The organism is Streptomyces sp. LUP30 (assembly GCF_001746365.1).
Lineage (GTDB): Bacteria > Actinomycetota > Actinomycetes > Streptomycetales > Streptomycetaceae > Streptomyces.
Genome location: NZ_MJAJ01000002.1, coordinates 1 through 24,416, shown reverse-complemented (window position 1 = coordinate 24,416; position 24,416 = coordinate 1). Strand labels below are relative to the sequence as shown.

The following is a 24,416-nucleotide window of genomic DNA, read 5'->3' as shown; positions in this document are numbered from 1 at the left end:
TGCTGCCGACGGCGGGATCAGCCGTACGACGGACAAGCGGCCTCAGCCCCACGGCCCGGTCGCCGCGAACACCGCATTCGACCTGATCACCGAAGGGACTGCCCCCGAGCTGGTGGGCCCGGGCATGAACGTTTACCGCCTCGCGCCACATCCCGACGGCCTGGCTCCCCGCGTCCGCAACCTCGCTGAACGGGCGCGCCACATCCTGGCCCGCCTCGGCCACCTGGAAGAGTTGCGCGGCCGAGCTCACCGGGTACGTTCCCCAACTGGATCCGTCCGCCGGGCCGCTCGGTTTCGCAGTTCCGCTCCGCCTGCAGTCCTCGTACGGTGAGCTGCACCTGATGACGACCGTGACCACGTGCGCCATCGCTGTCGACCGGTCCCGGCCCGGGATCACACAGTGGCCGAGCAGTCGATGAACTATCGGTACTCGACCAACCACCAGGTCGTCATCGACGCCGGCACCCGGCTCGTCGTCGCCGTTGGCCGGCCGCTGCCCGGCAACCGCAACGACTGCAAGGCGTGGGAGCTGTCCGGGGTCAAGGACCCGTCGGCAAGACCATGGTCATCGCGGACGGCGGTTACTGCGGCACCGGCCTCGCGACTGCCGTCTCAAGGGCGATGGCGTCCACCACGCCATGCCCGGTAGCGCCCACCTGTAGACGCGGTGGCCGGGCCGGGACGCACAAACCCGCAGGCGCATCTCGGCGATGGGGCGGCCGTGCGGTCCGCTCGACTCCAAGGTGTAAGTTCCTTCGATCAGGCCGGACTTGAGATCCGGCCGCGCCGAGAAGGCCCGAGGATTACAGAAGTCCGCGTTCCTGTCGGCCACGAGGCGCACGGGGTGGGCAGGGCCGCGGACTCGCGGCGCGGGCGGCCCAGGACCGGCCCCTAGCAGTCAGCTGCGCTCCGTGAGATCGTCTGCGGGTGACGATGCTGCTGATGGGGCAACGACCTTGAGAAGGCCGGACGACCGTGCTGCGTCCGCCCTGCGCTTCGCGACGGAGCTCGTCGCGTGGGTGGCCGCCCCCTGGGCCCTGGCCAGCCATTCGTGGCTGCTTGCCGCCCTGTCCGTGGTGGCCCTGATCGGCCTTCCGACGTTGTTCTCCACGCCGGGGGACAAGGCCAACGTGATCATCGCGGTGCCGGGCTGGGTCACGATCCTGCTGGTGTTGCTCCAGCTCGCAGCGGCTGTGGTCTCTTCGTGGCTGGCCTGGCCCGCCTGGGCGGCGGTCGCCGTGACCCTGCTGGCCACCGCCACCCTCGTCACCGAGCGCCGCCGCTGGCGGTGGCTGGTCCGCGCGAACCGACTCGCCAACTGAAGCCCTCACACGCCAACTGGAGTGCTCAGTCACTCAAGTGAGCCGAAACACGACAGTTGTCACCGGCAGAGCCGGTTGAGCTGGTGAAGGAAACCGGTCGAAGCGACCTGGTTGTCACCACTGAGGCAGGTGTCTTGTCGCAGGTGCTCACGCAGGGTCGGCGAGGAGCGCCAACCCTGCCGAAAGCCCCGCGTAAGCCAGGACCAGCAGCAGACTCAGAAGGATCAGGATCCAGCCGGTCACGATAGCGAACAGCGCCACACCGCGATCGCGACCGCCGAGGCGCTTGCCTCGGCGGCGACCGAGGTGGCCGGCGGGGATCGCGATGACGCCGGACACGAACAGGAGGAACGTGTACAACCCGCCGTACAGCAGCCAGAACATCGGTGTCACGAAGATGCCCACGATCAGACAGGCGCCCAGAAAGGCGGCCCAGCCACTGATCCGCGCAGCTGTGTTGCGCGTAGGAGCTCCCACCGCACTGGTTTTCTGAACCCCTCCGGTCACGTTTGGTTCCCCTGTCTAGTGGCGGCGACCCATTCTACGAGAACCGTCCCATGGCGAGGTGGTACGGATGGGCCACCCTGGCCCCAGCCCTCGGTGTCCCTCTGGACCGAGGACGCCTGATCGCGGTGGCAGGCCGGGCGACGTGCCGCGCGCCATGGCCTTGGCCGCCCTGGTCGGCGCTGCCATGCTCACCCAGAGGATTCCGTGCCGGGCCGCCAGGAGCGAGAGGTACTGCGGGGTGTGCAGCTTGTCACCGCTCATGGAGCCGGAGTTGGTGAATCCCGCCGCGAGTTTGTCGTTCCAGGCGCGGGTCATCCACCGCTTGCTGGTGGCCTCGGCGAAGGCGTGGAACGCGCCGGACGCGGTGCCCATGTAGGTGGGAGTGCCGAAGATGATGCCGTCCGCGGCGTCCATCGGTTCTCAGCCGGCGTCGCTGGGGGAGGCGACGTCCATGCGGTGGACCTGCGTCCCGACGACGGGGCGTGCGCCGTCCGCGACGGCCGTGGCGATCTGCGCGGTGTGGCCGTGAGGTGGGGCTGCGTTGCCGCCGTGACCGGAGCAGCAGGGTTCACGCGAATCGGCGCATCGTAAGAGCGGCGGCATCCGGGTCGTCCACCGAGCGGTTGACGTCGACACCTGCGGTCGCCGCCACCGGTGCCGGATCCCGCGTCTGCAACCCCCGTTGTAAGGCTCCTACCACCCTGGTGGTAGCCGCACTTCAATCCGGCGGTGGATGAGCCTGACCGGCCCGTCGGGCTAATTTTCGATGACCGGAACAACCCGGTCACCTCCTACCGAAAGAGAGTTGGCTCCCATGTCCAGCACACTCACGCGTACCTCTGTCCGCCTCCTGCCCGCCGTGGTCGTCGCCGCCGGATTCGCGCTGGCGACGTCCGGCGTCGCCTCCGCGGACAGCATGCGTCCCTACCTGTCATGGGACGGTGCGAAGGTGGCCGGGCCGTGCAGCGGAGCGCCCAAGCCCGCCGGGTCCATCACGCTCCGCCCGGGCGGCGCGCATTCGGCAAAGGTCACCGTTCGCAGTTCCCACGACGACGAGGGACACATCCTCATGCTGGTGACGAACCAGAACAGCGTCGTCAAGGCAGCGGTATCCAAGGTGTGCAACAGAGGGGGCGGCTACCACCTGCAGTACAACCCCTCCGCGTACAAGCACCGCACCATCACCCAGATCTGGAACTGCGCCGGCGCGAGCTGCGCGGGGCTGCCGATCTTCGGCGCTTGGAAGTCGGGACTCGGCCCGATCTAGACCGTATCGGAAGCGGATCTCGGGCTGTGGATGATCACGGTTCATAAGGCGGGGAGATCTCACGGACGAGCAGTGGGCGGTGCTGGAGCCGTTGTCGCCGAGGGGTGCCAGGGGGCGGCCGCCGGGAGTTGCGAGCGGCCCGGGACGGGCTCTTCAGGGTTCAGACCTTGCCGGTGAGGTACGCCGTGCGGTGGCCGCCCAGGAGCCGGCCCAGGCGGGCGCGGAACTCCTCGGCGAGCCGGGGCCAGTTCCAGAACTCGAAGCCGAGGTGGACGAAGGCCAGATGGTCCTCGGTCCAGTTCCAGGCGGCCAGGGGGACGGTCTCGGAGCAGGCGGGGCAGTCGACGTCGGACTCGCCGGTCCGGTACCAGCGGTCGATCGGGGCCGAGAAGAGCGCCGTGTCGCGGAGGCCCGTACCGCAGCACGGGCAGGCCACCACAGCGGCCCACCGGTCGTCGAAGCTGCTGTAGAAGATGTGGTGCCGGGTGTGGACGGCGACGCCCTCCGGCGAACCCCCGAGCGCGTCCGTCACCGCCCTGTGCCAGTGAGGGCCGGGCGGGTGGGCCGGGTCGTCGCCCAGGGCCCAGCCGGGCTCCGCCTCGGCCAGCACGATGCCCTCGGCGACGAGCAGGTCCACCACGGCCCGCGCGAGGCGCGGAGCGTCGTCGGGGGTCGCGTCGCGGTCTACGACGGTCTGGAACGTGTCTCCCATGCCGTGACCGTAACCTCCGGCGCCGACAACGCCCGCAGCTTCTGGTCCAGGAGGCCGGCCCACTGCGCCACCACGCGGGCGCGGGCGCGTCGTCGGTGAGGAGGCTGGCCAGGCCGTGGGTCGTGTCGAATGACGGAGGGGCCAAGCCTGCCGGCACTCCGTACGAGCATGCGCGCGGGCGACTCGGCTGGACGCACAGCAGCGCAGGACATCGCGAACTGGCGAGCTATCGCCCGTCACCTTGAGCGACCAACTGGTGGCGGCAATGCGCCCCCAGCCTGCCACGGTGGATGCGTCGAGCGGTACCGCGCGACCGATAGGGCGTAGACGTCCATGCGTGACTGACCCCCGACCGGACGGCCCGGTCAGGAGCTTCATCACGCGCGGCCCGCCTCTCCGCCAGCGCCAGCACCGCTCGAGGTCCTCCCCGACGCGGGCGTACTCCGGCGGTGTTCGACGGCCTCAACCCGGACTTTGAGTCCTCCCCGCCGACGCGGGGGCGCCCCGCCGCCCGTGAGTACCCTCCCCAGCGTCGGACGCGCCCTCTGCGCCGACAGGGTGCGGCCGCCCACGTGGCGATGCCGTACCCGGCCGCCACAGCCTCCTCCCGGACGACGAGCGCATCCCGCATCGCACGGTGCAGGGCCGGGACGGTTGGGGTGAGCGTGTTCCGGGTTGCGCAGCAGTACCAGATCAAGCGGCGCCGGCCAACGACGGGCAGCCCTTTGTCTGATCAGCAGTCGGTGAGATCCACGATCACGTCGCAGTGCGGATCGTCGGACTCCACATGGTCTCGCAGGGCCTTGTCCAGGGAGGAGCACTTCTTGATGTCGTGGCGGGCCGCCGGCCCACCGCGCGGGGAGCGCGGGGCCGGGCGGCACCGGCGGCGGTCAGGCTCCGGGGTGCAGTCCGAGCCAGCCCGGTGACGGGTCTCCCTTGACCTCACCGAAGTACAGGGCGAAGGTCTGCTTCCAGCGCTCGATCGCCGCACGGTCGGCCATGAACTTGGGGAAGCCGTCGAGGTTGCCGTTGGGGTACTCCCAGACGGGCTTCAGCCCGCTCGGCGGGGTGACGTCGGTGCGGACCGACCAGCCGTTGGTGGCGGCCTTCTGCTGCTCGACGGAGAGCCGCCAGTTCAGGTACAGCTTGGCGGCGGTGGGGTTCTTGGCCTGCTTGAGGATCGCGGCCCGCTGTCCCCAGGACATGAACGGCGCCTGCTCGGGCAGCACCCACTTGACCGGCCCGGTGGACAGCGGCGCGCCGGAGCCGCCGATGCCGATGGCCTTCTGGCCGCTGGTGACGGCCGCGCTCGGGGTGTAGCTGCCGCGGGCGAACTGAAGGTCCTGGGTGGCCAGTCGAGCCAGCCAGTCCCAGCCGTACTTCTGCACGTAGAGGGTGTAGAGGTAGAGGACGGCGTCGTCGTCGTGCGGGTAGGAGGAGGCGATCTTCCCCTTCCAGCGGGCGTCGGCCAGGTCGAGCGGACCGCTGGGGATGTCGGAGCCGACCGCGGCGGGACCGTACATGTAGCTGAAGGCACTGACCTGGACGGCGACCCATGCGCCGTGCGGGTCCTTGAAGGGAGCGTAGAGCTTGGAGAAGCCGGCCGGCTTGTAGGCGAGCAGGCGGCCCTGCTCCTTCCAGCGCACGAAGTCCTGCACGGTCTGGAGCTGTACGACGTCGGGTATCAGGGTGTCGGTCGCGAACTGGTTGTCGACGCGGACGTCGTGGTACTTGCTGTAGTCGACGACCACTGTCAGGTCGATGTCCGGGAAGCGGCTCTTGAAGCCGTTGCGGATTCCGTCCGCCTGGCTGGAGATGTCACCACCGGCGTAGAGCACGAGCTTGCCGCCCTCCGCGAGGGCTGCCTGGTAGAGCGCGTCAAGAGTCCGCTTCTCCTCGGCGCCGCCCGTCGCCCCGCGCCCCGCAGAGGCTTGGCCGGTGGCGGCCTGAGCGGGGGTGACGGAGGCAGCGGCGACACCGAGACCGAGAGCGGCGCCCGCTCCGGTGGCAAGCAGGCGGCGTCGGCTGGGAAGGCTGGTCATGGTGGGGGAGCCTCTCTGTCCGTTCTGTTCTGTTCGGTTGTCTGTGTGGTGCGGCTGGACCACGGCAGCGCAGCAGCACGGCGCCCGGGTACAGCACCCGTGCTGTACCCGGGCACCGTGCTGCTGCTGTGGGGTCAGAACATGGTGTTGTCGTTGGCGCTTTCCTCGGGGACCTCCTGTACGACGTCCCAGTGCTCGACGATCCTGCCGTCGGCGATCCGCCAGATGTCGGCCACCGCCATGCCGCGGTCGCCGGGCTTGAGGTGCAGGTGGCTGTGGGTGAAGACCAGGTCGTCTTCGGCGAGGGCGCGCTCGATGTCCAGGTGCAGGTCGGGGAACTGGCCGCGCAGCCAGTGCACGTAGCCGATGAAGCCCTCGGCGCCGTCGGGGGCGCCGGGGTTGTGCTGGGTGTAGGTGGCGCCGAGATGCGCGGCTGCTGCCTGCTCCGGCCGGCCGTCGTTGAACGCCTGCTCGTAGAAGGCGATGACGAGCTTCTTGTTGTCCGCTGTGGACATCGGTCGATCCTTCCTCGGACGGGGCGTGCGTGCCCGGTCAGGCGCCGGGGGCCATGGCGTCGCGCACCAGGGCGGTGTCGACGAACTGTTCGAAGCGGACGATGAGTCCGCCCCGTACGACGAAGTGGTGAGCGACACGGACGTCGATCGCCTTGCCCGTGGCCTTGTTGGTCGCGGTGTAACGGGCGAGGACGACGACGTTCTCGCCGTCGACGACGTAGGTGTCGTCGTGGGCGGTCCAGCCGTCCCACTCCTTGCCCAGCTGCTCCATGACGTTCGAGGTGACGCCCTCGGGAGTGCGGTAGGTCCCGGCCAGTGGGAAGCCGGCCATCTCCGTCCACTCCACGTCGGGGGCGAGGGTGGCGCGCAGGGCGTCCAGGTCGCCGGCCGCGGAGGCCAGGTACTGGCGGCGGACGACGTCGGCGGGAGCGGTGGAGCTGGCGAACTCGCTCATCGTCAGCCCCACTTCATCTCGCCCTTGGCGACCTTCGAGCCGATCTGGGCGGCGATCAGCATGCCGTTGTCCGGGAAACGCTTGACGAGGGCGTCGTTCAGCGTCGCACCGTCGGCGGCCTGGCCGAGTTCCTCCTCGAAGGCGACCAGGTAGTCACGGGTGGCGGCGATGGCGGAGGCGTCGGCAGCGGTGCCGGGGAGGCGGTGGCCGGGCACGACCAACTGCGGTTCGAGGGCGGCCATTTCGTCCAGCAGGTCGATCCAGGCGGCGCGGTCGCCGGGGGTGGGGGTGTCGGCGACCCAGACGTGCTCCTGCTGGAAGAGCAGGACGCCGCCGAGCAGGGCGCGGTGCTCGGCCTGCCAGAGGTAGTGGCGGTCGGGCAGGGTCGTCGGGCCGCCCTTGAGCTGGAAGGTGTGGCCCTCCAGGGTGAGGTCGCCGGTCAGCGGCTCGAGGTCGACCAGGCGGGTGGGGAGGTTCGGGCCGAGCGCCGCCCAGGCCTTGAGCTTGCCCTCGTAGGAGTGCTGGATGTGTTCGATGACGATCGGGGTGGCGACGAACCTCGCCTCGGGGAAGGCGTCGGCGACGACCTCGGCGCCGAAGTAGAAGTCGGGGTCGGCGTGGGAGACGAAGACGGTGGTCAGCGTCTTGCCGGAGTCGAGGATCTCGGCGGCCAGGCGGTGGCCGTCGGCGCGGGTGAAGGCGGCGTCGACCAGCAGGGCCTCGTTCTCACCGGTGACGAGGGTGGCCGTCTTGTTCTTGCTGCCGGCCGGGAAGTCCAGGTCGAGGACTGTGAAGGAGAGAGTGGTCATGCGTGCTTCCTCGGGTGAAGGGTGACGGTCGGGGAAATCGCCTCGCGGCGAGGTGTACGGCGTGAACCGGGCCGAGGCGGGCAGTCCGGGTCGAGCAGGGCTTCAGCCTCGGGTGCCCTGCTGGTCGATCGGGTGGAGGCTGAGGACGTGGGGTCGGACGAGTTGGGGCCGTGTACATCGCCGATGCAGAGGCTGAGGCGGGCCTTGTAACGGTCGAGAGCAGCGAGGCTTCCTCTCGAACGCGTTCTTGAGGCAGTCGTCCTGCCCAGACCTGTCACCACCGGTAAGGACTACGAGCCGGCCGCCTTCGGCCACGGCCTGCCGGTACAGCGTCCGCAACTGGGCCTCCTCGCTTGAGCCGGTCCGCTCGGCGGTGGAGGAGGCGGCGACGTCCGCCGAAGTGGGCGCCGCAGACAGGCCGGACGCGAGGACGCCGTCCATGGGAGCTACGACGCCGAAGGCGGCCTGGACGCGCTTTCCCATGGGGCGGACTCCACATCTGTGAGGTGGACACGGCTAAGTATCTGCCGACGCAGACAATATATCTGCTGCAGCAGATATCGCAATAGCAGATTCTTCCGCTCATGTCCTTCTGTCATCCTTGAGGAGTGAACGAGCAACTGCTGAACGACGACGATGTGACACTCTTCGGTCTCTTCGTGGAGGCCCACAGCCGTATCGAGCCCCTGGTGAACCGCGATCTCGATATACCGCAGACCTGGTTCGAAGTGTTGCTGCGGCTGGGCCGGACCCCCGGCCACCAGCTCCGCATGACGGACCTGGCAGAGGCCGTGTCCTTCAGCTCGGGCGGCTTCACCCGGCTCGCCGACCGTATGGAAAAGGAAGGACTCATCCGCCGCGACCCCGATCCTGCCGACCGGCGAGCCGCACTCGCCGTTCTGACCGACAAGGGCGGTCAGGCGCTCGACCACGCACTGACCGCCCACGTCTCCCACCTGCGCAATCACCTCGCCGCGCCACTCTCAGCCGAGGACCGCCGCCACCTCGAGCGCATCCTGCGCACGCTCCGCGACGCGAATGCGTAAGCTCCTGTCGTTGATCCGGACCGCCGCGTCGCGGGCTTCGGGCGCCGCCAGAGCTTGCCTCTGGCCTCACCTGACGGTCGTCGGTTCAGTAGGTGTTTTGCTCCCTGGTCGTGAGGTGTGTACGACTGGATCATCTGGGTTGGGGAGCTGACAAGACGGCTCGGCGGTATGGGCAGGAGTGCGGTGGTCCGCTGCCGCAGACGATGGCGGCGGAGGCGTCGGCGGACCCGTGCGCGAGTCTTCGCGATGCAGCGTGGCGAGCAAGCGGAGTGCCCGGTATGTGGCAGGTCGTGGGCGGTGGGGGTGGAGCGGTCGAGGGCGGCTGTGTACCGCTCGGACCGTTGCCGGGTGCGGGCATGCCGTCAGCGACAGGCGTCGCGGAACGGTGTTACGGAAACGCCGTGGCCGAACGCCTCGCGCGCGCCTGAACACCCTTGGTTCCGCAGGGTAGTTGGGAACGACTGGCTGGCGCTACGAACGCCCCGGTCGCGGAAGAGCGCGCGAGGCACCTTGAGGTAGGTTCGGTGATCTGAGGGTGTTCGGAATCCAGCCGGCGACCGACGATCTTGGCGAGCACGCTGCGGTAGCTGCTCCCCGGCGTGCTGGGTCCCGCTGGGCACCGACGACGAGCGGAGCACCGTCCTGACCGCGGAGGACGGCGGGGCCGTGCGCCTGCACCGCGACCTGGACCCCACTGCACCCGACGCCCGCCCCGAGACGGCGGCCGGCCACGTCAGCGGCGTCTGGGAGGCGGCCGACGGCACCCGCGCCCGGGCGGTGTTCGCCACCGTCCACGTCGACGGACCGGCACGGGGGCTGACGGGCGGGGCCCCGGCCTCTAGAACATGCCGTTGCCATTGGCCGAGGTCTCCGGGACGTTCTGGATGATGTCCCAGTGCTCGACGATCTTGCCGTTCCGCACCCGGAACAGGTCCAGGATCGCCGTGCCCCGGTCTCCCGGATAGTTGACGTAGTGGCTGTGGACGGCCACCAGGTCGCCCTCGGCGATGATCCGCTTCGGGGTGACCGTCAGTTGCGGTGCCGAGGCGAAGTAACCGCCGAGGCCGGCCTTCGCGGCGGGCACGCCGCTCTGCATCTGCGGGTTGTGCTGGAGGTAGCCGGGGTCCCAGTAGCGGTCGAGGGCGGTCAGGTCCTTGTGGACAATGAGCTCGTCGAAGGCCTTGGTGACCAGCGCCTGGTTGGCCTGGGTGAGCCGGTGGTCCAGGGGCTGCGAGACCTGCGGTGAACTCAGCGTGGAGAACATGTCGTTGCCGCTGGCCGTGGTGTCCGGCACGTTCTGGATCACGTCCCAGTGCTCGGCCACCTTCCCGCCCTGGAAACGGAAGATGTCGATGACGGACGCGCCCTTGGTGCCCGGGACCAGCACCACGTTGGAGTGGAGCAGCACGAGGTCGCCCTGGGAGATGGCCCGCTTGACGTCGTACCGGGCGTCGGGGAACTGCTGGTGGATCGAGGTGGCCAGGGCCCTGAGGCCCGCCGCCCCGTCGGCCGCGGTCGGGTTGTGCTGGATGTAGTCCGGCCGTACGAAGCGGTCGACGACCGCGGTGTCCCCGTGCTCGAACACCCTCTTGGTGACGGTGATGGCGACGGTCTTCTGGTAGCCGAGGCGGGCGGTGTCGCCGTAGCCGCCATGGCCGTGCGCCGCGTGCCCGGCGGCCGGGCCCTGCGGAGCTGCCACGGCGGGTACGGCGGGTACGGCGGCCGCGCCCAGGGCCGCGGCGGCGGCGAGGAAGGCGACGACGGCCCTGCGGGCGGAGGTGGTGGGGGCAGTAGGGGGCATGGTGCGCTCCAGACATCTCATGCGAGTGAAACCGGGGAGTAACTTGAAGCTTCAATCTCTGCTTAAGCAGATAATCATCGTGGAGCGGTCCATGTCAACTGTCTTTGCCGCCCCTTGGCCCTCCTCGACGCTCTTGCCCGGAGCGACTCGAAACCGTGGCTAGGTGGCCATGAAGCACACGCAGCTCGTACGCACGGGCCTCAAGGTCGGCCGTCCGGTCCTGGACACCATGAATTCCGGGCCGCAGGCGAACGAGGCCGACAGCCACGCGATCATGGACGCGGCGCGGGAGGCCGACGTCAAACTTCTTCGACACGGGGAACATGTACGGCTGGGGCGAGAACGAGTGCCGCACCGAGGAGATCAGCAATCTCTTGGTGCGCCAGGGGCGGCGAGCCCGCGGCAAGGTCGTCCTCGCCACCAAGGTGCACGGCAACATGGCCGCCGACGCCGAGTCGTGGCCCAACCACGACAAGCTCTCGGCGGTCAACATCCGGCGCGCGGTGACACGGCGCTCAGGCGGCTCCAGGCCGACCGCATGGACGTCTACCAGTGCGTCGGTCGGATCTCCACGCGCCACGGCCGAGATCATCCCACCGCATGATCCACTTTCGGTACACGCCCTGGCTAGGTGCCGGCGGTGGGGGAGTGGGTGATCGCAAGCAGCCTCTCGGCATGAACCACGAGGCGTGCCAGGAAGCAGGGCTCGTACGTCGTCCCTGGCACGGCACCCTGCCGCTGCTCGTACCGGCAGGGTCGACAGCGCCGTAAGAGGCTGCCCCAGCCCGAGGGGGACTCGGGGCGCTGCCCTTGCCGCTGTAGCAACAGCCTGGTAATTCGTTCGGTGGAACGCTGACAACTCGGTGCGCGATTGTCTGGGTGATGCGTTCGGGTGGAGCAGGACTATCGGACGTCCTGAGTGAGGCCGAACAGAGCGCCGGTGGGATCGCGCATGACCACGTCTCCATCGGTGGTTCGGCGAACTTCGGTCGCACCGAGCTGTCGGGCCCGCTTGGCGTCGGCGGCGGGTCCGTTGCCGACGAAACTGACCAGCCAGAGTGATCGCTGCGCCGTTGGCTTCCCCGGCGGTTTGCCGGTGGTGGCGATGGAGTCGTCCGGCAACCGGAACTCGGTGTGCCGGGCGTTGGAGTCCCAGTGCAGTGCTGGTCGGTAGAAGGCGGCGGCCTCCGCGGAGTGGTCGGTGAGAAGGCTGATGCGGGCGAAGGACCCAGGTTCGTGCATCAGCTGCATGCCGTCATGGGTGCCGGGCTGCCAGAGTGACAGTGGTGCGCCGATGGGGTCGATCGTGACGGAGGCGTAGCCGAGCGTCCCGACCGGGGTTGGTGCCACGATGATCTGGGCTCCCAGGTTCGTGAAGCGGGTTGTGGTGGCCCGGATGTCCGGCACGGTGACGTTGGTCGTCCAGTAGGGTGCGCCGGCGTCCTCAGCCGGCCCCAAGGCGGCGACGAGATGTCCGCGCAGTGTGCAGAGCCGGTACCCGTTGGAGTCCGGTTGGGCAACAGTCCAGCCGAACAGCTCGGAGTAGAACGCCGTCGTCGTTGCCATGTCGGGGGTGCCGAGATCGATCCAGCTGACGGTGTTCTCGGGGTGCCGCGTGATGTTCATCGAGATGACTTTCCCTTTGAGGCCGGGCCGCCCTGGCGTTGGGGCGGGGCGGTGTTCAGAATCGACGCGGCGGCATCCTGCGGTGTCAGGTGTAGTAGGGCGAGTTCAGGTCGATACTGGCGTCTTTGACGATGTCGCCGTCGAACAGTCGTGTGGTGGCCGGGGCTCCGGCCCGGCGGGCTTCTTCGGCGAAGGGGCCCTGAGCGAAGGCCAGGGCGTTCTGAGCGCTGTCGAACTCGTAGAAGCCCCCGACGGTGTGCGTCCCGATGCCGGACAGCCATGTCTTGCGGATCAGGCCCGGCGCGGTCTTCAGTGCCGCGTTGATCTGCTGCCAGTCGAACTGATCGAACGGAACTGCTGCCTGGATCTCGGTGTAGAGGAATGTCTTGCCCATCACGAACCTCCGGTTTTCGGGGCTGTTCAGCCCGCGACTAGTACGTGCGTCCTAGTGGGAGCATGGACTAGGATGTCCGTACTAGTCAAGGGGGTCGTGATGGCCGCGGACACGAAGTCCCGCATGATCAGCGCAGCAATCGGACTGCTGCAGCGCCACGGCCTGGCAGCCATGTCCTTCACCGACGTGCTGGCCGAGAGCGGTGCCGCACGCGGAGCGATCTATCACCACTTCCCGGGCGGCAAACAGCAACTCGCGCTCGAAGCCGCCCGCCGTAACGCAGAAGGCGTCCGCAGTCACCTGCACGAATTGCCGGCCCGCACGCCACGCGAAGTCGTGGAGGCGTTCGTCGGCAGCGTCCGCCCCGTGGTCGAGGCGTCCGCCGCAGGCGGCGGCTGCGCAATCGCGGCGGTCACCGTCGACGGCGGTGCGGCCATCGCCGACCAGAACAGCCTGCGCACCGTCGCGGCCCAGGCATTCACCGCATGGGGCGGCGAACTCGCCGGAAAACTCACCCGCGCCGGAATGAGCCCGTCCCAGTCTGCTGATCTGGCCACGCTCATGATCGTCACACTCGAAGGTGCCCACATCTTGTGTCGCGCTGCGGGCAGCATCGCCCCTTTCGACAGAGCTGCCGCGGCCCTGCTTTCCGGTCTCCCGAGCCCGGATTGAACGCGGCTCGCGGGCCGGTGCCAAGGGTTCGGCGCTGTCACGCGGTTATCGTGCGGGCGGCGAGCGTGCGCGGACAGGAAGCGCCGCTGAAGCGGCCGGCAGCTCGAAGGTGGCCTCACCCACGGGCCCGATCCGCGTCACCTCACCGAGGCGTTCGGCATCACCGGCTGCTCGCTGACGGACCCTCACACACCGCGACGAAGCGTGAACCGAGTCCGGACGTCCCCACCCCACATCAGTGAGGTCACACGCGCGGGTTCACCTCGAGCCCAACCGGTCGTCGCAAAGCACCCACGAATCAGGACCCCCGACACTCCGTTTCCCGCCGAGAAACCTCCGGTTCCCCTGAACTTACAGAGCTCCTGGGGGGTGATACGGGTGGGCTCGTGTATTTCAACTGCCGCCAGTCACTGAGGCTTTCGGGTTGTCGTCGGGGTGCTGAGGGTTCATGATCCCTGCGGTATGCCTTATCCGGAGGGTGGGAACCTGACCGCTGAACGTCGGGCGATTCGGGAGAGGATCCGGCTCCGGGCCGGCGGACGGTCCGCGGCGGATGTGAAGACCGCGGTGATGGCGAAGGACCTGCGGGCGAGTATGCGGTCGGTGGAACGCTGGCGCCGGGCCTGGCGCGAGGCGGGACGGCGGCTCTGCGGTCCGCCGGCCGCCCCAACTCCCCGACCGTCGACCTCGGCGAAAACGACTACCTCATCGGCTCCGCCGACGACTGCGAATACCCGGCCGACATGCCCTTCCAATGGCGCTGTGGCCCGGCCACCGGAGCAGACGCCGTCGTCCTGACATCGAGCCCGCGCCGGATGTTCTTGCGAACGGACTGCGCCAGGTCGAGCGGATCCCGTCGCAGCTGACCGCGTTGCGTCTGTTCATCGCCCTCGCCGGCCGGCTGTGGGTGCCGCCCGCTGACGGACTGGACGGCCGGGTGCGTGAGGGACGGTCCGCACGACCCGCTTCCGGTTCTCCCGAACCGAATCGAACGGATCACGGCGTGGAAAGAAGTCGACCGAAAGAATGTGCGCGGGGATGTCGATCCAGGCAGGCTCCGTACGACGCAGGTGTGAGAGAACGACATCAGCACGAGAGGTGAAGGCCATGCCCAAGGTCCGCGTCCACAACGTGACGATCTCCCTCGACGGCTTCGCGGCCGGCGCGAACCAGCGACTGGACGCCCCGTTCGGCGACGGTGTCGGCTGGGGTGACGACCTGCACAGCTGGTTCGTCTCCGCGGCGGAGGATCTGGCCGCGGGGAAGACCGGAATCGATGTCGACTACTTCGCCCGCGGCGAGCAGAACATCGGTGCCACGATCATGGGGCGGAACATGTTCGGCCCGCAGCGCGGGCCGTGGCAGGACGAGTCCTGGAAGGGCTGGTGGGGCGACAACCCGCCCTACCACCACGACGTTTTCGTGCACACCCACCATGTGCGCCCGACGCTGGAGATGACCGGCGGAACGAGCTTCCACTTCACCGACGAGCCGCTGGAGACGGTGCTCCAGCGCGCCTTCGACGCAGCGGGCGGCAAGGACGTCCGGATCGGCGGCGGTGCTGCGGTCATCCAGCAGTATCTGCGCGCCGGGCTGATCGACGAGCTGCATCTGGCGATCGCGCCACTGCTGATCGGGCGCGGGGAACGGCTGCTGGACAGTCTGGGTGACGGGATCGACGGCTACCGGGTGTCCGAGCTGGTCGGTTCGCCGACCGTCACGCACGCGGTGCTGGTCCGCCGCTGACGCGCGGGGTCAGGGTTCGCCGGGGTGCGTGTGCTGCCGAAACCCGCCGCCGTGGTTCGTCGTCGTGGTGCCGGCCCTCGGCTCTCCACGGCGGGCAGTCGTGAGGGGCACCGCCGGAACATCCCTGCATGGGTGAAGCCGGAAGGGTGATCGATCCCGGCTGCGTCCGGAGCCTTGGCGACGGCCGACCACGAGCAGATGTCCGGGCAGTATCCGGTCGACTGGTTACTCACCTCATCGACCGCGCCATGCCCGGACTCCGCACGGAAGCTCATCTCCCCGGCGCCCAGAACGGGGTCACCGCGGGCACGAACCATGTGCTCACTCCGGCGCGGCGCGAGCCGCAGCACACTTTCGCCGGGGTGGCCCCAGGGGGCCTGCGTAGGTAGTGCCGTCTCTCGCGTGATCGGGTTCCGTGTCCGCTCAGTCGCTCGCCTCGTCCTGCTGGGTCGTGGCCGCGAAGGCGCGGCGGGGTCCGAGGCTGCCGAAAATCTTGCCGAGCGTGCGGGTGCGGACCAGCACGACCTGAGTGATCACCTGGAGGAAGATCCACGAGATCCCGTACAGGACGCCGTCCAGCGCGGGGACGCTGTCGACGGGCAAGGTGTAGGCCATGACAAGCCGAAGCAGGGCGTCGCACAGCAGACCGACGCCCCACAGCACGGTCAAGCCGCGCCACACACGCCGGAACGACGCGTCGGACGTCCACAACCGCTCCAGCGTCGTGGTCTTCCCGGGCAGGAGGGTGCGCAGCGCCTGGTAGGTGAACGGGCGCCCGGTGAACAGGGTGACCAGCAGCCAGATTCCGGCCAGCGCGGTGAACAGGCCGTTGCGGGCGAGAGCGATGCGCGGGTCCGAGGTCAGCAGCGAAGCAACCGCGCTCGCCACGAGTAGCGCGAGGGTGAAAACCCCGATCGCGTCCAGTCTTCGATGGCGTATCGCGGAATGGAGCGTGTGCAGAGCGGGCGCTGAACCGCTGAGCAGCAGGGCGATGATCTCACCCGCTCCGCACGCGCGTAACAGGTAATAGAGCCCCACGGGAAGCACGATGTCGCAGACGACGGTGACCACGAAGGCCCAGGGTGACGAGGGGCTCTCGGATGTGGTGGTGGATGCCGTCGCGGAATGCGCGGACGCGGGCGTCGTGGACTCAGGGCGGGGTGTGGGGGAGGTCATAAGATGTGCTCCGGAGTCGTGGCCTTGGGCATGCCGGCCGAACTTGGTCTCACACGGGCGTCGTGCAGCGGTCGAACGCGACCGTCAGTTCGCGCGCGCACCGGTCCAGGTCCATCGCCGCCTGGGACAGATGGCGGCGCAGGACGGCATCGATCGCGCCACGGATGGCCAAGGCCATGGTGACGCAGTCGAAGTCGCCGAACTCCCCTGCGTCACAGCCCTGTTCGAGCAGGTCGGCGAGCCGGTCCACGGACATGATGCTGCGCTCGACGTCCTCCAGGCCGTTGATCTGCCGGTCCCGGATCATTTTGACGATCTCGGTGAGCGCCTGGGTGTGCATCGGATAGCGCGTGATGAAGTCGAAGTTCGACGTGATGTACGCGCTCAGTTTGCCGCGGTACGTCCGCTCGTCGCCCATGCGTACGCAGGCCACCTTTTCGGCCATTTCGAGGATGACGCGGGCGGCTTCCGCGAAAAGCTCGGGCTTGCCGGAGAAGTGGTACGAGATCATTCCTGTACTGCAGAGTTCGGCCTGTTGCGAGATTCTGCTGAACGACGCCTTCGGGTAGCCGGAGTCGGCGAGCGTTTCGATAGCCGCCTGTACTATCTGCGCCCGCCGCGCATTCTGCGTGAAAGTCCTGGTCTGCGCCTTGGGTGTTCTGGCCGTCATGACTTCAGATTAACCGGGTCGTGATCGTGATTTTCCTAGAGTTCGGAGGTTCGTTGCCTCGTCGAGATATCTCTGCCCCGCCCTCCGAGGCCCCGTCTCCGGCGCCGCCGTCCGGCAGCCTCGGGCGGTCGGCCGTCAGCACACCGGGGTCCGTCGAGCCGTCCTGCGGACGGCGTCGACCAGGTCCATCGTGGCGATCGAGTCCATGAGCTGCCGGCTGTCGCCGCCGCCCGAGCGGCCCGCGCGCGCGAACTCCGCCAGCAGGAGCGCCAGCTGGTCGGCGGCGGGCAGAGACAGCCGCTCCTCGCGGTCCTGTTCCTCGATGACGAGCAGCGGCTGGTGGGTGGCCGGCGGAGTGAACGCCCGGGTCACCGTCAGCCGGGCCCGATCGCCCCACACCGTGTAGGTCGACGCGTAGGCGTGCTCGAAGCCGAACGCCAACTCGGCCAGGACCCCCGACGGCGAGGTGAGCAGTACCTGACCCGACAGATCGAGGCCGTCCGAGGCGCGGGTGCGCAACGTCGCGCCGGCCACCTCCAGTCCCGGCCCGAGCAGGTGCACGGCGGCCCGCAGCGGGTAGACGCCGACGTCGAGCAGCGCGCCGCCGCCCAGCCGGGCGTCGTAGCGGATGTCGTCCTGCGGCAGCGGCGGAATGCAGAACGCGGCACGGAAGGAGGCCGGCCGGCCCACCCGGCCCTCGGCCACCAGTTCCCGCACCCTGGCGTGTTGCGGATGGTGCAGGAACATGAAGTTCTCCCGCAGCGCCAGTCCGCGTTCCGCCGCCAGCGCGCACTGGGAACGCGCTTCGGCGGCGTCGACCCCGATCGGCTTCTCCACCAGCACGTGCTTGCCCGCGTGCAGTGCCCGCTCGGCCCAGGGGCGGTGCAGGGCCGTCGGGGTCGACACGTACACCGCGTCCACGTCCGTTCGCTCCAGCAGTGCCTCGGCGTCCTCCTCGGCCGCGCAGCCGAACCGTTCCGCGAAGCTGGCCGCCTTCTTCGCCGCACGTCCGGCGACGGCCACCAGCTCCCACTCCGGCATGCGGGTCACCGTCGGCAGGACCCGCCGCTCGGCCATCGACGAGGTACCGATGACCCCGAGGCGCAGCGGCCGCGCCGCCGGGGCCGTCACAGCGACCTCAGCGCGGTGACCAGCGTACGTGCCTGCACGCTCAAGTTGTGGCTGTAGCGCAGCAGTTCATCGACCTGCCGTAGCGACACCCAGCGGAACTCCTCCGATTCCAGAGGCGTCTCGTCCTCGATCTCGATGATCACGTAGTGGCTCTGGGCGTTGAGGAATCGCCCGCCCTCCTCCGACAGCAGCACGTCGTACACCGCGCTGCCGCGCCGGTTCTGCACCTCGTCCAGGTAGGGCGGCCACGATGCGCGCGGCAGGTGCGAGTAGTTCTGGACCGTGCACTGCACCGTCGGCCCCAGCTCGACCACCGTCAGGAAGCCGGCCTCGGCGCGCGCCCGCAGCAGCACGTGGCGTACGCCGTCGACCCGGCGTACGAACAGGGCGGCGATGCCCGTCCCGTGCGGCTCGATGAGCGGCTGCGACCACGCCGCCACTTCACGGCGGCCCGAGACGACGTCCACGGCCACCACGCTGAAGTGGTGTCCGCGCACGTGGGACACCGTGTGGGGATCGTGCCGCCAGCCCTGTGTGTCCGCGAGCCCGATCGGCGCCACGCTGACCTCGTGCTCCGCCCGTCGCCGAGTGATCCAACTGCGTATCTCGGCGTCCGAGTGCAGCGATCCGGCCAGGGCGGAGGCGTCCGCCCGCCAGTCGGGCAGGCACGACAGGACAGTCCGGGCGTCCATGTTCACGACGTTGTCCTGCTTGAGGAGCATGTTCACCTGACGCAGAGTCAGCCAGGCGAAGTCCTCGCCGGCCTCCACCTCAGGACCGACCCGCACGATCATGTTGCGGTTCCTCTTGCGCAGGAACCACGAACCCTGCTCCGACTGGAGGACGTCGGCCACCACCGCACCAGGCTCCGGACTGCGGAAGCACTCCAGGTACCGGACGGCCGAACCTCCGTGCACCCGCATGTAGTTGCTCTTCGTCGCCTGGACGGTCGGTGACAACTGCATCCCGTTCACGTTGCCCGGCTCCGACTTCGCCTGCAGCAGCAGGTGAGGTATTCCCCCGAACTCCCGCATGGCGATCCCCAGGATCCCGATCTCGGGCTGATCGACGATCGGTTGCTCCCACTCGGAAACCGGACCGAAGTCCGAGTGGACCCGCAGCCCGTGCACCGAGAAGAAGCCACCGCTCGCGTGCCGCAGATCGCCGGTCCCCTCCTCGAACCGCCAGCCGGCCAGCCCCTCGAACGGCACCCGTTCCACCTGCTGAGGGTGGGCGCGACGCCTGTCCTCCAGCCACGCCGCGAGTTCCACGTCGCTGAGCACACCGCCGTCGACGGTCGCCGCGGAGACCGCCAGAGCCGCCAGTGTGCGGGCCTCCTCGCCGTGCGACGCCGCAGGCGCGATTGTCGGAGTCATCCATCAGCCCTTCTTTCGACCGGGGAGTGCGACCGTTCGCGTGATCAACCAGGGCCGGGCGCCGGCGCGTGCACCCGCGCCGAAGGACGCGTAACCGAATCCGCCCCCACAGAGTGCCCGTTCGTATTCGAGCATTCGCCTAGACCGCCTCCCCTTGCGGCGGGCCCCGCCCCTGGCTATGGCCCGCCACCGCGTCCGGCGGCAGGGGCCGCGGCCGGCCGGGGGCGACCGACCGGGGCGAGGCCCACGACGTGCCTAGAGATTCCCCTAGAGCGTCTCCCCGGATCGCCGGACGGCCCCTGTCCGCGTGCGAATGTGTGAGCCACCCCCAGCCTCCCGCCCCCGGTTTTGGAGTGCCATCGATGAACCAGCCGGTGCCCACCGCCGTCCGAAACACCGCTCCGGGTCACGAGCCCGTGGCCGTGGTCGGCCTCGCGTGCCGGCTCCCGGGCGCCGACGATCCGGCCGCCTACTGGGAGCTGCTGGCCGCGGGCCGCAGCGCCGTCACCGACACCCCGCAGGACCGGCGCGCGGGCGCACCCGCGCAGGGCTGGCCCACCCCGCACGGTGGCACCGCACCCCTGCGCGGCGGCTACGTCAGCGCACCCGCCGACTTCGACGCCGCGTTCTTCGGCATCTCGCCCCGCGAGGCCGACGCCATGGACCCGCAGGCCCGCCTCGCTCTCGAACTGGGCTGGGAGGCCCTGGAGCACGCCGGTGTCCCGGTCACCGCCGCCCTGCGCGCCGTGGCGGTCTACCTGGGCGTCGACGGGTGCGACTACGCCGACGTCGTCCGCGACGCAGGACAGGGAACCGGACACCACACGCTCACCGGCCTCCACCGCTCCCTCATCGCCAACCGGCTGTCCTACGCGCTCGGCGTCAGCGGCCCCAGCGTGACCGTCGACAGCGCTCAGTCGTCCTCCCTGGTCGCCGTCCAGCTCGCCTGCGACAGCCTCCGGCTCGGTGACTGCGACCTCGCCCTCGCCGGCGGAGTGCACCTCAACCTCGATCCGCGAAGCTCCCTGGCGGCGGCCCAGTTCGGGGCGCTCTCCCCGGACGGCGCCTGCCACACCTTCGACGCCCGCGCCAACGGCTACGTACGCGGCGAAGGCGGCGGCATCGTCGTGTTGAAGCTGCTCTCACGCGCCGTCGCCGACGGTGACCACATCCACGCCGTCATCCGCGGCGGCGCCCTCAACAACGACGGCGCCGGATCCAGCATCACCACTCCGGACGCCGACGCCCAGGCGGCGGTCCTGCGCACCGCGTGCCGGCGCGCCGGGGTCGACCCCGCCGGCATCGGCTACGTCGAACTCCACGGGACCGGAACCCGCGTCGGCGACCCCGTCGAGGCCGCAGCCCTCGGTGCGGTGCTCGGCACCGCCGACGGACGACGCGCCCCGCTGGCCGTCGGCTCGGTGAAGACCAACATCGGCCACCTGGAGGGCGCCGCCGGCATCGCAGGACTGCTCAAGGCGGTGCTCTGCCTGTCCCACCGTCGGCTCGTGCCGAGCCTGCACCACGACGAGCCGAACCCCGCCATCGACCTCGACGGCCTCGGCCTGCGCGTCCAGCGCGACACCACCGCCTGGGCCCCGGCCGTCCCCGGCGACCCGCTGCGCGCCGGGGTCTCCTCCTTCGGCATGGGCGGCACCAACGTCCACCTCGTCCTCGAAGAAGCTCCCGCGGCCGAGGACGACCCGCGGCAGCCGCGCTCCACCCCCGCGACCGTGCCCTGGCTGCTGTCCGCCGCCACCCCTGGCGCGCTCCGCCTCCAGACGGACCGCCTCACCGCACATGTCCGCGACACCGACGCCGACCCCGTCGACATCGGGTGGTCCCTGCTGACCACCCGCACCCCGCTCGCGCACCGGGCCCTCGCCGTGGGCTCGGACACCGCCGCTCTGCTCAGCGGCATCACGGCAGCGGTCCCGTCCCACCCCCTCGACGGCGACGTGAACCGGCCCGTGTTCGTCTTCCCCGGCCAGGGCAGCCAGTGGGCCGGCATGGCCGCCGAACTCCTCGCGTCCTCACCCGTCTTCGCGGCACGCCTCACCGAGTGCGGCCAGGCGCTGGCGCCGCACGTCGCATGGGATCTCGCAGCAGTGCTGCGCGGCGACGCCGACGCTCCGCCCCTGGACCGGTCCGACGTCGTGCAGCCCGTGCTCTGGGCCGTCATGGTGTCCCTGGCCGCCCTGTGGCAGTCGTACGGCGTCCGGCCCGCCGCCGTCGTCGGCCACTCGCAGGGCGAGATCGCCGCCGCCTGCGTGGCCGGAGCCCTCAGCCTGGAGGACGCCGCCCTGGTCGTCGCTCTGCGCAGCAAGATCCTCGTACCGCTCGAGGGCCGCAGCGGAATGGTCGTGCTCGCCCTTTCCGAGGACGCCGCCCGCCGATTCACCCGGAAATGGGACGATCGCGTCACCGTCGCCGCCCTCAACGGCCCTGCCTCCACGGTCGTCTCCGCCGACATCGAGACCCTCGACGACATCCTCGCCACCGCGGAGCGCGAGAACATCCGTGCCGGCCGCGTCGGAATCGACTACGCCTCCCATTCTCCGCATGTGAACCCGGTGCGCGAGCAGATGCTCGACCTCCTCGCGGGGATCACCCCGCGCCGGCCGGACGTGCCCTTCCTGTCCACCGTCACCGGAGACTGGCTCGAAGGTCCGGTCACCGACGCCCGGTACTGGTACGACAACCTGCGCAACCCCGTCCTCCTGGAACCGGCCGTGCGTGCTCTGGCGCTCGCGGGTCACGGCGCGTTCGTCGAGGTCAGCCCGCATCCCGTGCTCATCGCTCCGGTCAAGGAGACCGTCGAGGACGCGACCGGCCCCCGGCAGGCGGTCGTCACCGGAACCCTGCGCAGGGGCCAGGGCGGAGCCACCCGGTTCCAGGCCTCCCTCGGCGCCCTGTGGAGCCACGGCGCCGACGTCGACTGGACCCCGGTCTTCGCCGGTCTGGAGCCCCGGCGTCGCGAGCTGCCCACCTACGCCTTCCAGCGCCGACGCCACTGGGTCACCGGAGCCTCGGACGACGTCGCGAACGCGCCGACGGCCACCGCGACGGCACCCTGCGTCGACGCCCCCGCGGACCCCACGGCGACCGCCTCCGACGACGAGGCGGGCTCCGTACTCGGCAGCGGTGACGCGCTCCGCCTCGTCCGTGAGTGCACCGCGGTCGTCCTCGGCTACCCGGACCAGGCTCTGGTCGACCCCCAGCGGACCTTCAAGGATCTCGGCATCGACTCCGTCACCGCCGTCGAGCTGCGCGACCGGATCAACTCCGTCGGCGGCCTCACCCTCGCGACGACCGCCGTCTACGAGTACCCCACGCCCGCCCGGCTCGCCGGGAGCCTGAGCGCCGCCGCCCCCGCCTTCGCCGAAGTCGCCTCACGTGGTCGCCACGCGGTCGCCGACGAACCGATCGCGATCGTGTCGATGGGGTGCCGCTTCCCCGGCGGCGTCCGCGCGCCCGAGGACCTGTGGCGCCTGGTCCGCGACGAGACCGACGCCGTCACCGCGTTCCCCACCGATCGTGGCTGGGACGTCGAGGCCCTCTACGACCCCGACCCCGACCGCACCGGCACCACCTATGTGCGCGAGGGCGGGTTCCTGGCGGGCGCGGCCGAGTTCGACGCCGCCTTCTTCGGGATCTCGCCGCGTGAGGCGACGGCGATGGACCCGCAGCAGCGGCTGCTCCTGGAAACCTCCTGGGAGACCATCGAACGGGCAGGACTCGACCCCCGCGCTCTGCACGCCACTGCCACCGGAGTCTTCGTCGGAGTCACCGCGCCCGAGTACGGCCCCCGCCTCCACGAAGCGGGCGAGGCCGCCGAAGGGCACCTCCTCACGGGCACGACGGCCAGTGTGGCGTCCGGGCGCATCGCCTACGCCCTGGGGTTGGAGGGCCCGGCGGTCACCGTCGACACGGCCTGCTCCTCCTCCCTGGTCGCCCTGCACCTGGCGGTGCGCGCGCTGCGCTCCGGAGAGTGCTCACTGGCCCTGGCCGCCGGAGCCACCGTGATGTCCGGCCCCGGCATGTTCGTCGAGTTCAGCCGTCAGCGCGGCCTGGCCGCCGACGGCCGCTGCAAGCCCTTCGCGGCCGGCGCCGACGGCACCAACTGGGCCGAGGGTGTGGGTGTGCTGCTGCTGGAGCGGTTGTCGGACGCGCGGGCGCTGGGGCATCAGGTGCTGGCGGTGGTGCGGGGTTCGGCGATCAATCAGGACGGTGCGTCGAACGGGTTGACGGCGCCGAACGGTCTTGCGCAGCAGCGGGTGATCCGTGCGGCGTTGGCGGATGCGGGTCTGTCGGCTGCGGATGTGGACGTGGTGGAGGCGCACGGCACGGGGACGAAGCTGGGTGACCCGATCGAGGCGCAGGCGCTGCTGGCGACCTACGGTCAGGAGCGCGACGGCGACCGTCCGTTGTGGCTCGGGTCCCTCAAGTCGAACATCGGTCACGCACAGGCGGCGGCCGGCGTCGGCGGCGTGATCAAGATGGTGCAGGCAATGAGGGCAGCGGTGCTGCCGAAGTCCCTGCACGCCGAGACCCCCTCGCCGCTGGTCGACTGGTCCGCGGGTGCGGTGGAGTTGCTGGCGCAGACCCGTGCGTGGGAGGCGACCGACGGCCGGCCGCGGCGGGCGGCGGTGTCGTCGTTCGGCATCAGCGGCACCAACGCCCACGTCGTCCTCGAAGGCGTGACCGCACCGGTCGTGTCCGAGCCGGCGGTGACCGCACCGGTCGTGACGGAACCGGTCGTGACCGAGTTCGCTCACCCGGTCGCGGGTGCGTCTGCCCGTGAGGTCGCACCGCCCTGGCTCGTCTCCGCCCGCACTCCGTCCGCGCTCGCGGAGCAGGAGTCCCGGCTCGCGAAGTTCGCCGCCGAGTCCGGCTCCCTTGACCCGGTGGATGTGGCGTGGTCGTTGTGGCGGTCGCGGTCGGTGTTCGAGTGCCGGTCGGTGGGTGTCGCGGGTGAGTGGGTGGCGTCGGGTTGTGTGGTGGGTGGTGCTGCGTCGCCGGTGTTCGTGTTTCCGGGTCAGGGTGCGCAGTGGGTGGGTATGGCGGTGGAGTTGTTGGATGTGTCGGAGGTGTTTGCTGCGCGGTTTGTTGAGTGTGGTGTGGCGTTGGAGGGGTTGGTGGGTTGGTCG

The 24,416-nt window shown here is 69.9% G+C and carries 19 protein-coding genes and 5 pseudogenes; 9 read left to right on the top strand and 15 right to left on the bottom strand.

Annotation, left to right across the window (positions count from 1 at the left end):
- Positions 1-58: 58 nt before the first annotated feature.
- The 3 genes and pseudogenes from BG482_RS44845 to BG482_RS02120 all read left to right on the top strand — a co-directional run.
- Positions 59-377: pseudogene (locus BG482_RS44845) on the top strand (transcriptional regulator); the annotation flags it as partial.
- Positions 378-379: 2 nt separating this feature from the next.
- Positions 380-662, top strand: a pseudogene (locus tag BG482_RS40365) (transposase); the annotation flags it as partial.
- Between the two features lie 294 nt (positions 663-956).
- A complete protein-coding gene (locus tag BG482_RS02120) occupies positions 957-1,322 on the top strand; it encodes a hypothetical protein (RefSeq protein WP_079141523.1) in 366 nt (121 codons plus the stop codon).
- Positions 1,323-1,469: 147 nt separating this feature from the next.
- Here BG482_RS02120 and BG482_RS02115 read toward each other — a convergent pair whose 3' ends face one another.
- Entirely contained in the window at positions 1,470-1,727 is a 258-nt protein-coding gene (locus BG482_RS02115; RefSeq protein ID WP_141746528.1) for a DUF4190 domain-containing protein, read from the bottom strand.
- Positions 1,728-1,844: 117 nt separating this feature from the next.
- Positions 1,845-2,339 (bottom strand): annotated as a pseudogene (locus BG482_RS44840) (NAD(P)H-dependent oxidoreductase).
- Between the two features lie 304 nt (positions 2,340-2,643).
- Between BG482_RS44840 and BG482_RS02105 the strand changes: the two are divergent.
- Positions 2,644-3,096, top strand: a complete 453-nt coding sequence (locus BG482_RS02105) for a hypothetical protein (RefSeq protein WP_069767085.1) — start codon at positions 2,644-2,646, stop codon at positions 3,094-3,096.
- A gap of 160 nt (positions 3,097-3,256) precedes the next feature.
- Here the strand turns inward: BG482_RS02105 and BG482_RS02100 are convergent, their stop codons facing one another.
- The 5 genes from BG482_RS02100 to BG482_RS02080 form a co-directional block, all read right to left on the bottom strand.
- Positions 3,257-3,808 (bottom strand): hypothetical protein, encoded by a 552-nt coding sequence (locus tag BG482_RS02100; RefSeq protein WP_069767084.1) that lies wholly within the window; start codon positions 3,806-3,808, stop codon positions 3,257-3,259.
- An 890-nt stretch (positions 3,809-4,698) separates the two neighbouring features.
- Positions 4,699-5,850, bottom strand: coding sequence for an ABC transporter substrate-binding protein (locus tag BG482_RS02095; protein WP_069767083.1), 1,152 nt, complete (start codon positions 5,848-5,850; stop codon positions 4,699-4,701).
- 134 nt (positions 5,851-5,984) lie between these two features.
- The gene (locus BG482_RS02090; RefSeq protein ID WP_069767082.1) at positions 5,985-6,365 is read right to left on the bottom strand and encodes a nuclear transport factor 2 family protein; all 381 of its coding nucleotides are present in this window, start codon (positions 6,363-6,365) and stop codon (positions 5,985-5,987) included.
- 37 nt (positions 6,366-6,402) lie between these two features.
- Positions 6,403-6,819: a nuclear transport factor 2 family protein gene (locus BG482_RS02085; RefSeq protein WP_107450317.1), complete on the bottom strand. Its 417-nt coding sequence runs from the start codon at positions 6,817-6,819 to the stop codon at positions 6,403-6,405.
- A 2-nt stretch (positions 6,820-6,821) separates the two neighbouring features.
- The gene (locus tag BG482_RS02080) at positions 6,822-7,628 is read right to left on the bottom strand and encodes an MBL fold metallo-hydrolase (protein ID WP_069767080.1); all 807 of its coding nucleotides are present in this window, start codon (positions 7,626-7,628) and stop codon (positions 6,822-6,824) included.
- A 608-nt stretch (positions 7,629-8,236) separates the two neighbouring features.
- Between BG482_RS02080 and BG482_RS02070 the strand changes: the two genes are divergently transcribed.
- Complete coding sequence (locus BG482_RS02070) at positions 8,237-8,674, top strand: MarR family winged helix-turn-helix transcriptional regulator (RefSeq protein WP_069767078.1); 438 nt, start codon at positions 8,237-8,239, stop codon at positions 8,672-8,674.
- 838 nt (positions 8,675-9,512) lie between these two features.
- Here the strand turns inward: BG482_RS02070 and BG482_RS02065 are convergent.
- Positions 9,513-10,475 carry a nuclear transport factor 2 family protein gene (locus tag BG482_RS02065; RefSeq protein WP_069767077.1) on the bottom strand — a complete coding sequence of 321 codons (963 nt, stop codon included), beginning with the start codon at positions 10,473-10,475 and terminating at the stop codon, positions 9,513-9,515.
- 169 nt (positions 10,476-10,644) lie between these two features.
- Here BG482_RS02065 and BG482_RS44835 point away from each other — a divergent pair.
- Positions 10,645-11,028: pseudogene (locus BG482_RS44835) on the top strand (aldo/keto reductase); the annotation flags it as partial.
- Positions 11,029-11,378: 350 nt separating this feature from the next.
- Here BG482_RS44835 and BG482_RS02055 read toward each other — a convergent pair.
- Together BG482_RS02055 and BG482_RS02050 are read right to left on the bottom strand one after the other, a co-directional pair.
- A complete protein-coding gene (locus BG482_RS02055) occupies positions 11,379-12,101 on the bottom strand; it encodes a VOC family protein (protein ID WP_218108757.1) in 723 nt (240 codons plus the stop codon).
- Between the two features lie 85 nt (positions 12,102-12,186).
- Positions 12,187-12,495 carry a hypothetical protein gene (locus BG482_RS02050; protein WP_069767075.1) on the bottom strand — a complete coding sequence of 103 codons (309 nt, stop codon included), beginning with the start codon at positions 12,493-12,495 and terminating at the stop codon, positions 12,187-12,189.
- Positions 12,496-12,594: 99 nt separating this feature from the next.
- On the opposite strand from BG482_RS02050, the gene BG482_RS02045 reads away from it, so the two are divergent.
- Together BG482_RS02045 and BG482_RS02040 are read left to right on the top strand one after the other, a co-directional pair.
- Positions 12,595-13,167, top strand: a complete 573-nt coding sequence (locus BG482_RS02045; RefSeq protein WP_069767074.1) for a TetR/AcrR family transcriptional regulator — start codon at positions 12,595-12,597, stop codon at positions 13,165-13,167.
- Positions 13,168-14,274: 1,107 nt separating this feature from the next.
- Complete coding sequence (locus BG482_RS02040; RefSeq protein WP_069767344.1) at positions 14,275-14,913, top strand: dihydrofolate reductase family protein; 639 nt, start codon at positions 14,275-14,277, stop codon at positions 14,911-14,913.
- Between the two features lie 104 nt (positions 14,914-15,017).
- Here BG482_RS02040 and BG482_RS44830 read toward each other — a convergent pair.
- The 5 genes and pseudogenes from BG482_RS44830 to BG482_RS02020 all read right to left on the bottom strand — a co-directional run.
- Positions 15,018-15,269: pseudogene (locus BG482_RS44830) on the bottom strand (hypothetical protein); the annotation flags it as partial.
- 67 nt (positions 15,270-15,336) lie between these two features.
- Positions 15,337-15,984, bottom strand: a complete 648-nt coding sequence (locus BG482_RS02035) for a VC0807 family protein (protein ID WP_176741292.1) — start codon at positions 15,982-15,984, stop codon at positions 15,337-15,339.
- Between the two features lie 154 nt (positions 15,985-16,138).
- A complete protein-coding gene (locus BG482_RS02030) occupies positions 16,139-16,759 on the bottom strand; it encodes a TetR/AcrR family transcriptional regulator (protein ID WP_069767072.1) in 621 nt (206 codons plus the stop codon).
- Positions 16,760-16,894: 135 nt separating this feature from the next.
- Positions 16,895-17,890, bottom strand: a complete 996-nt coding sequence (locus tag BG482_RS02025; protein ID WP_256096184.1) for a Gfo/Idh/MocA family protein — start codon at positions 17,888-17,890, stop codon at positions 16,895-16,897.
- Positions 17,887-19,266: an NDP-hexose 2,3-dehydratase family protein gene (locus BG482_RS02020; RefSeq protein WP_069767071.1), complete on the bottom strand. Its 1,380-nt coding sequence runs from the start codon at positions 19,264-19,266 to the stop codon at positions 17,887-17,889. Before BG482_RS02020 ends, BG482_RS02025 begins: the two co-directional genes overlap by 4 nt.
- 362 nt (positions 19,267-19,628) lie before the next feature.
- Here BG482_RS02020 and BG482_RS02015 point away from each other — a divergent pair.
- The coding region (locus BG482_RS02015; RefSeq protein ID WP_141746527.1) for a type I polyketide synthase at positions 19,629-24,416 on the top strand (4,788 nt) is incomplete at its 3' end.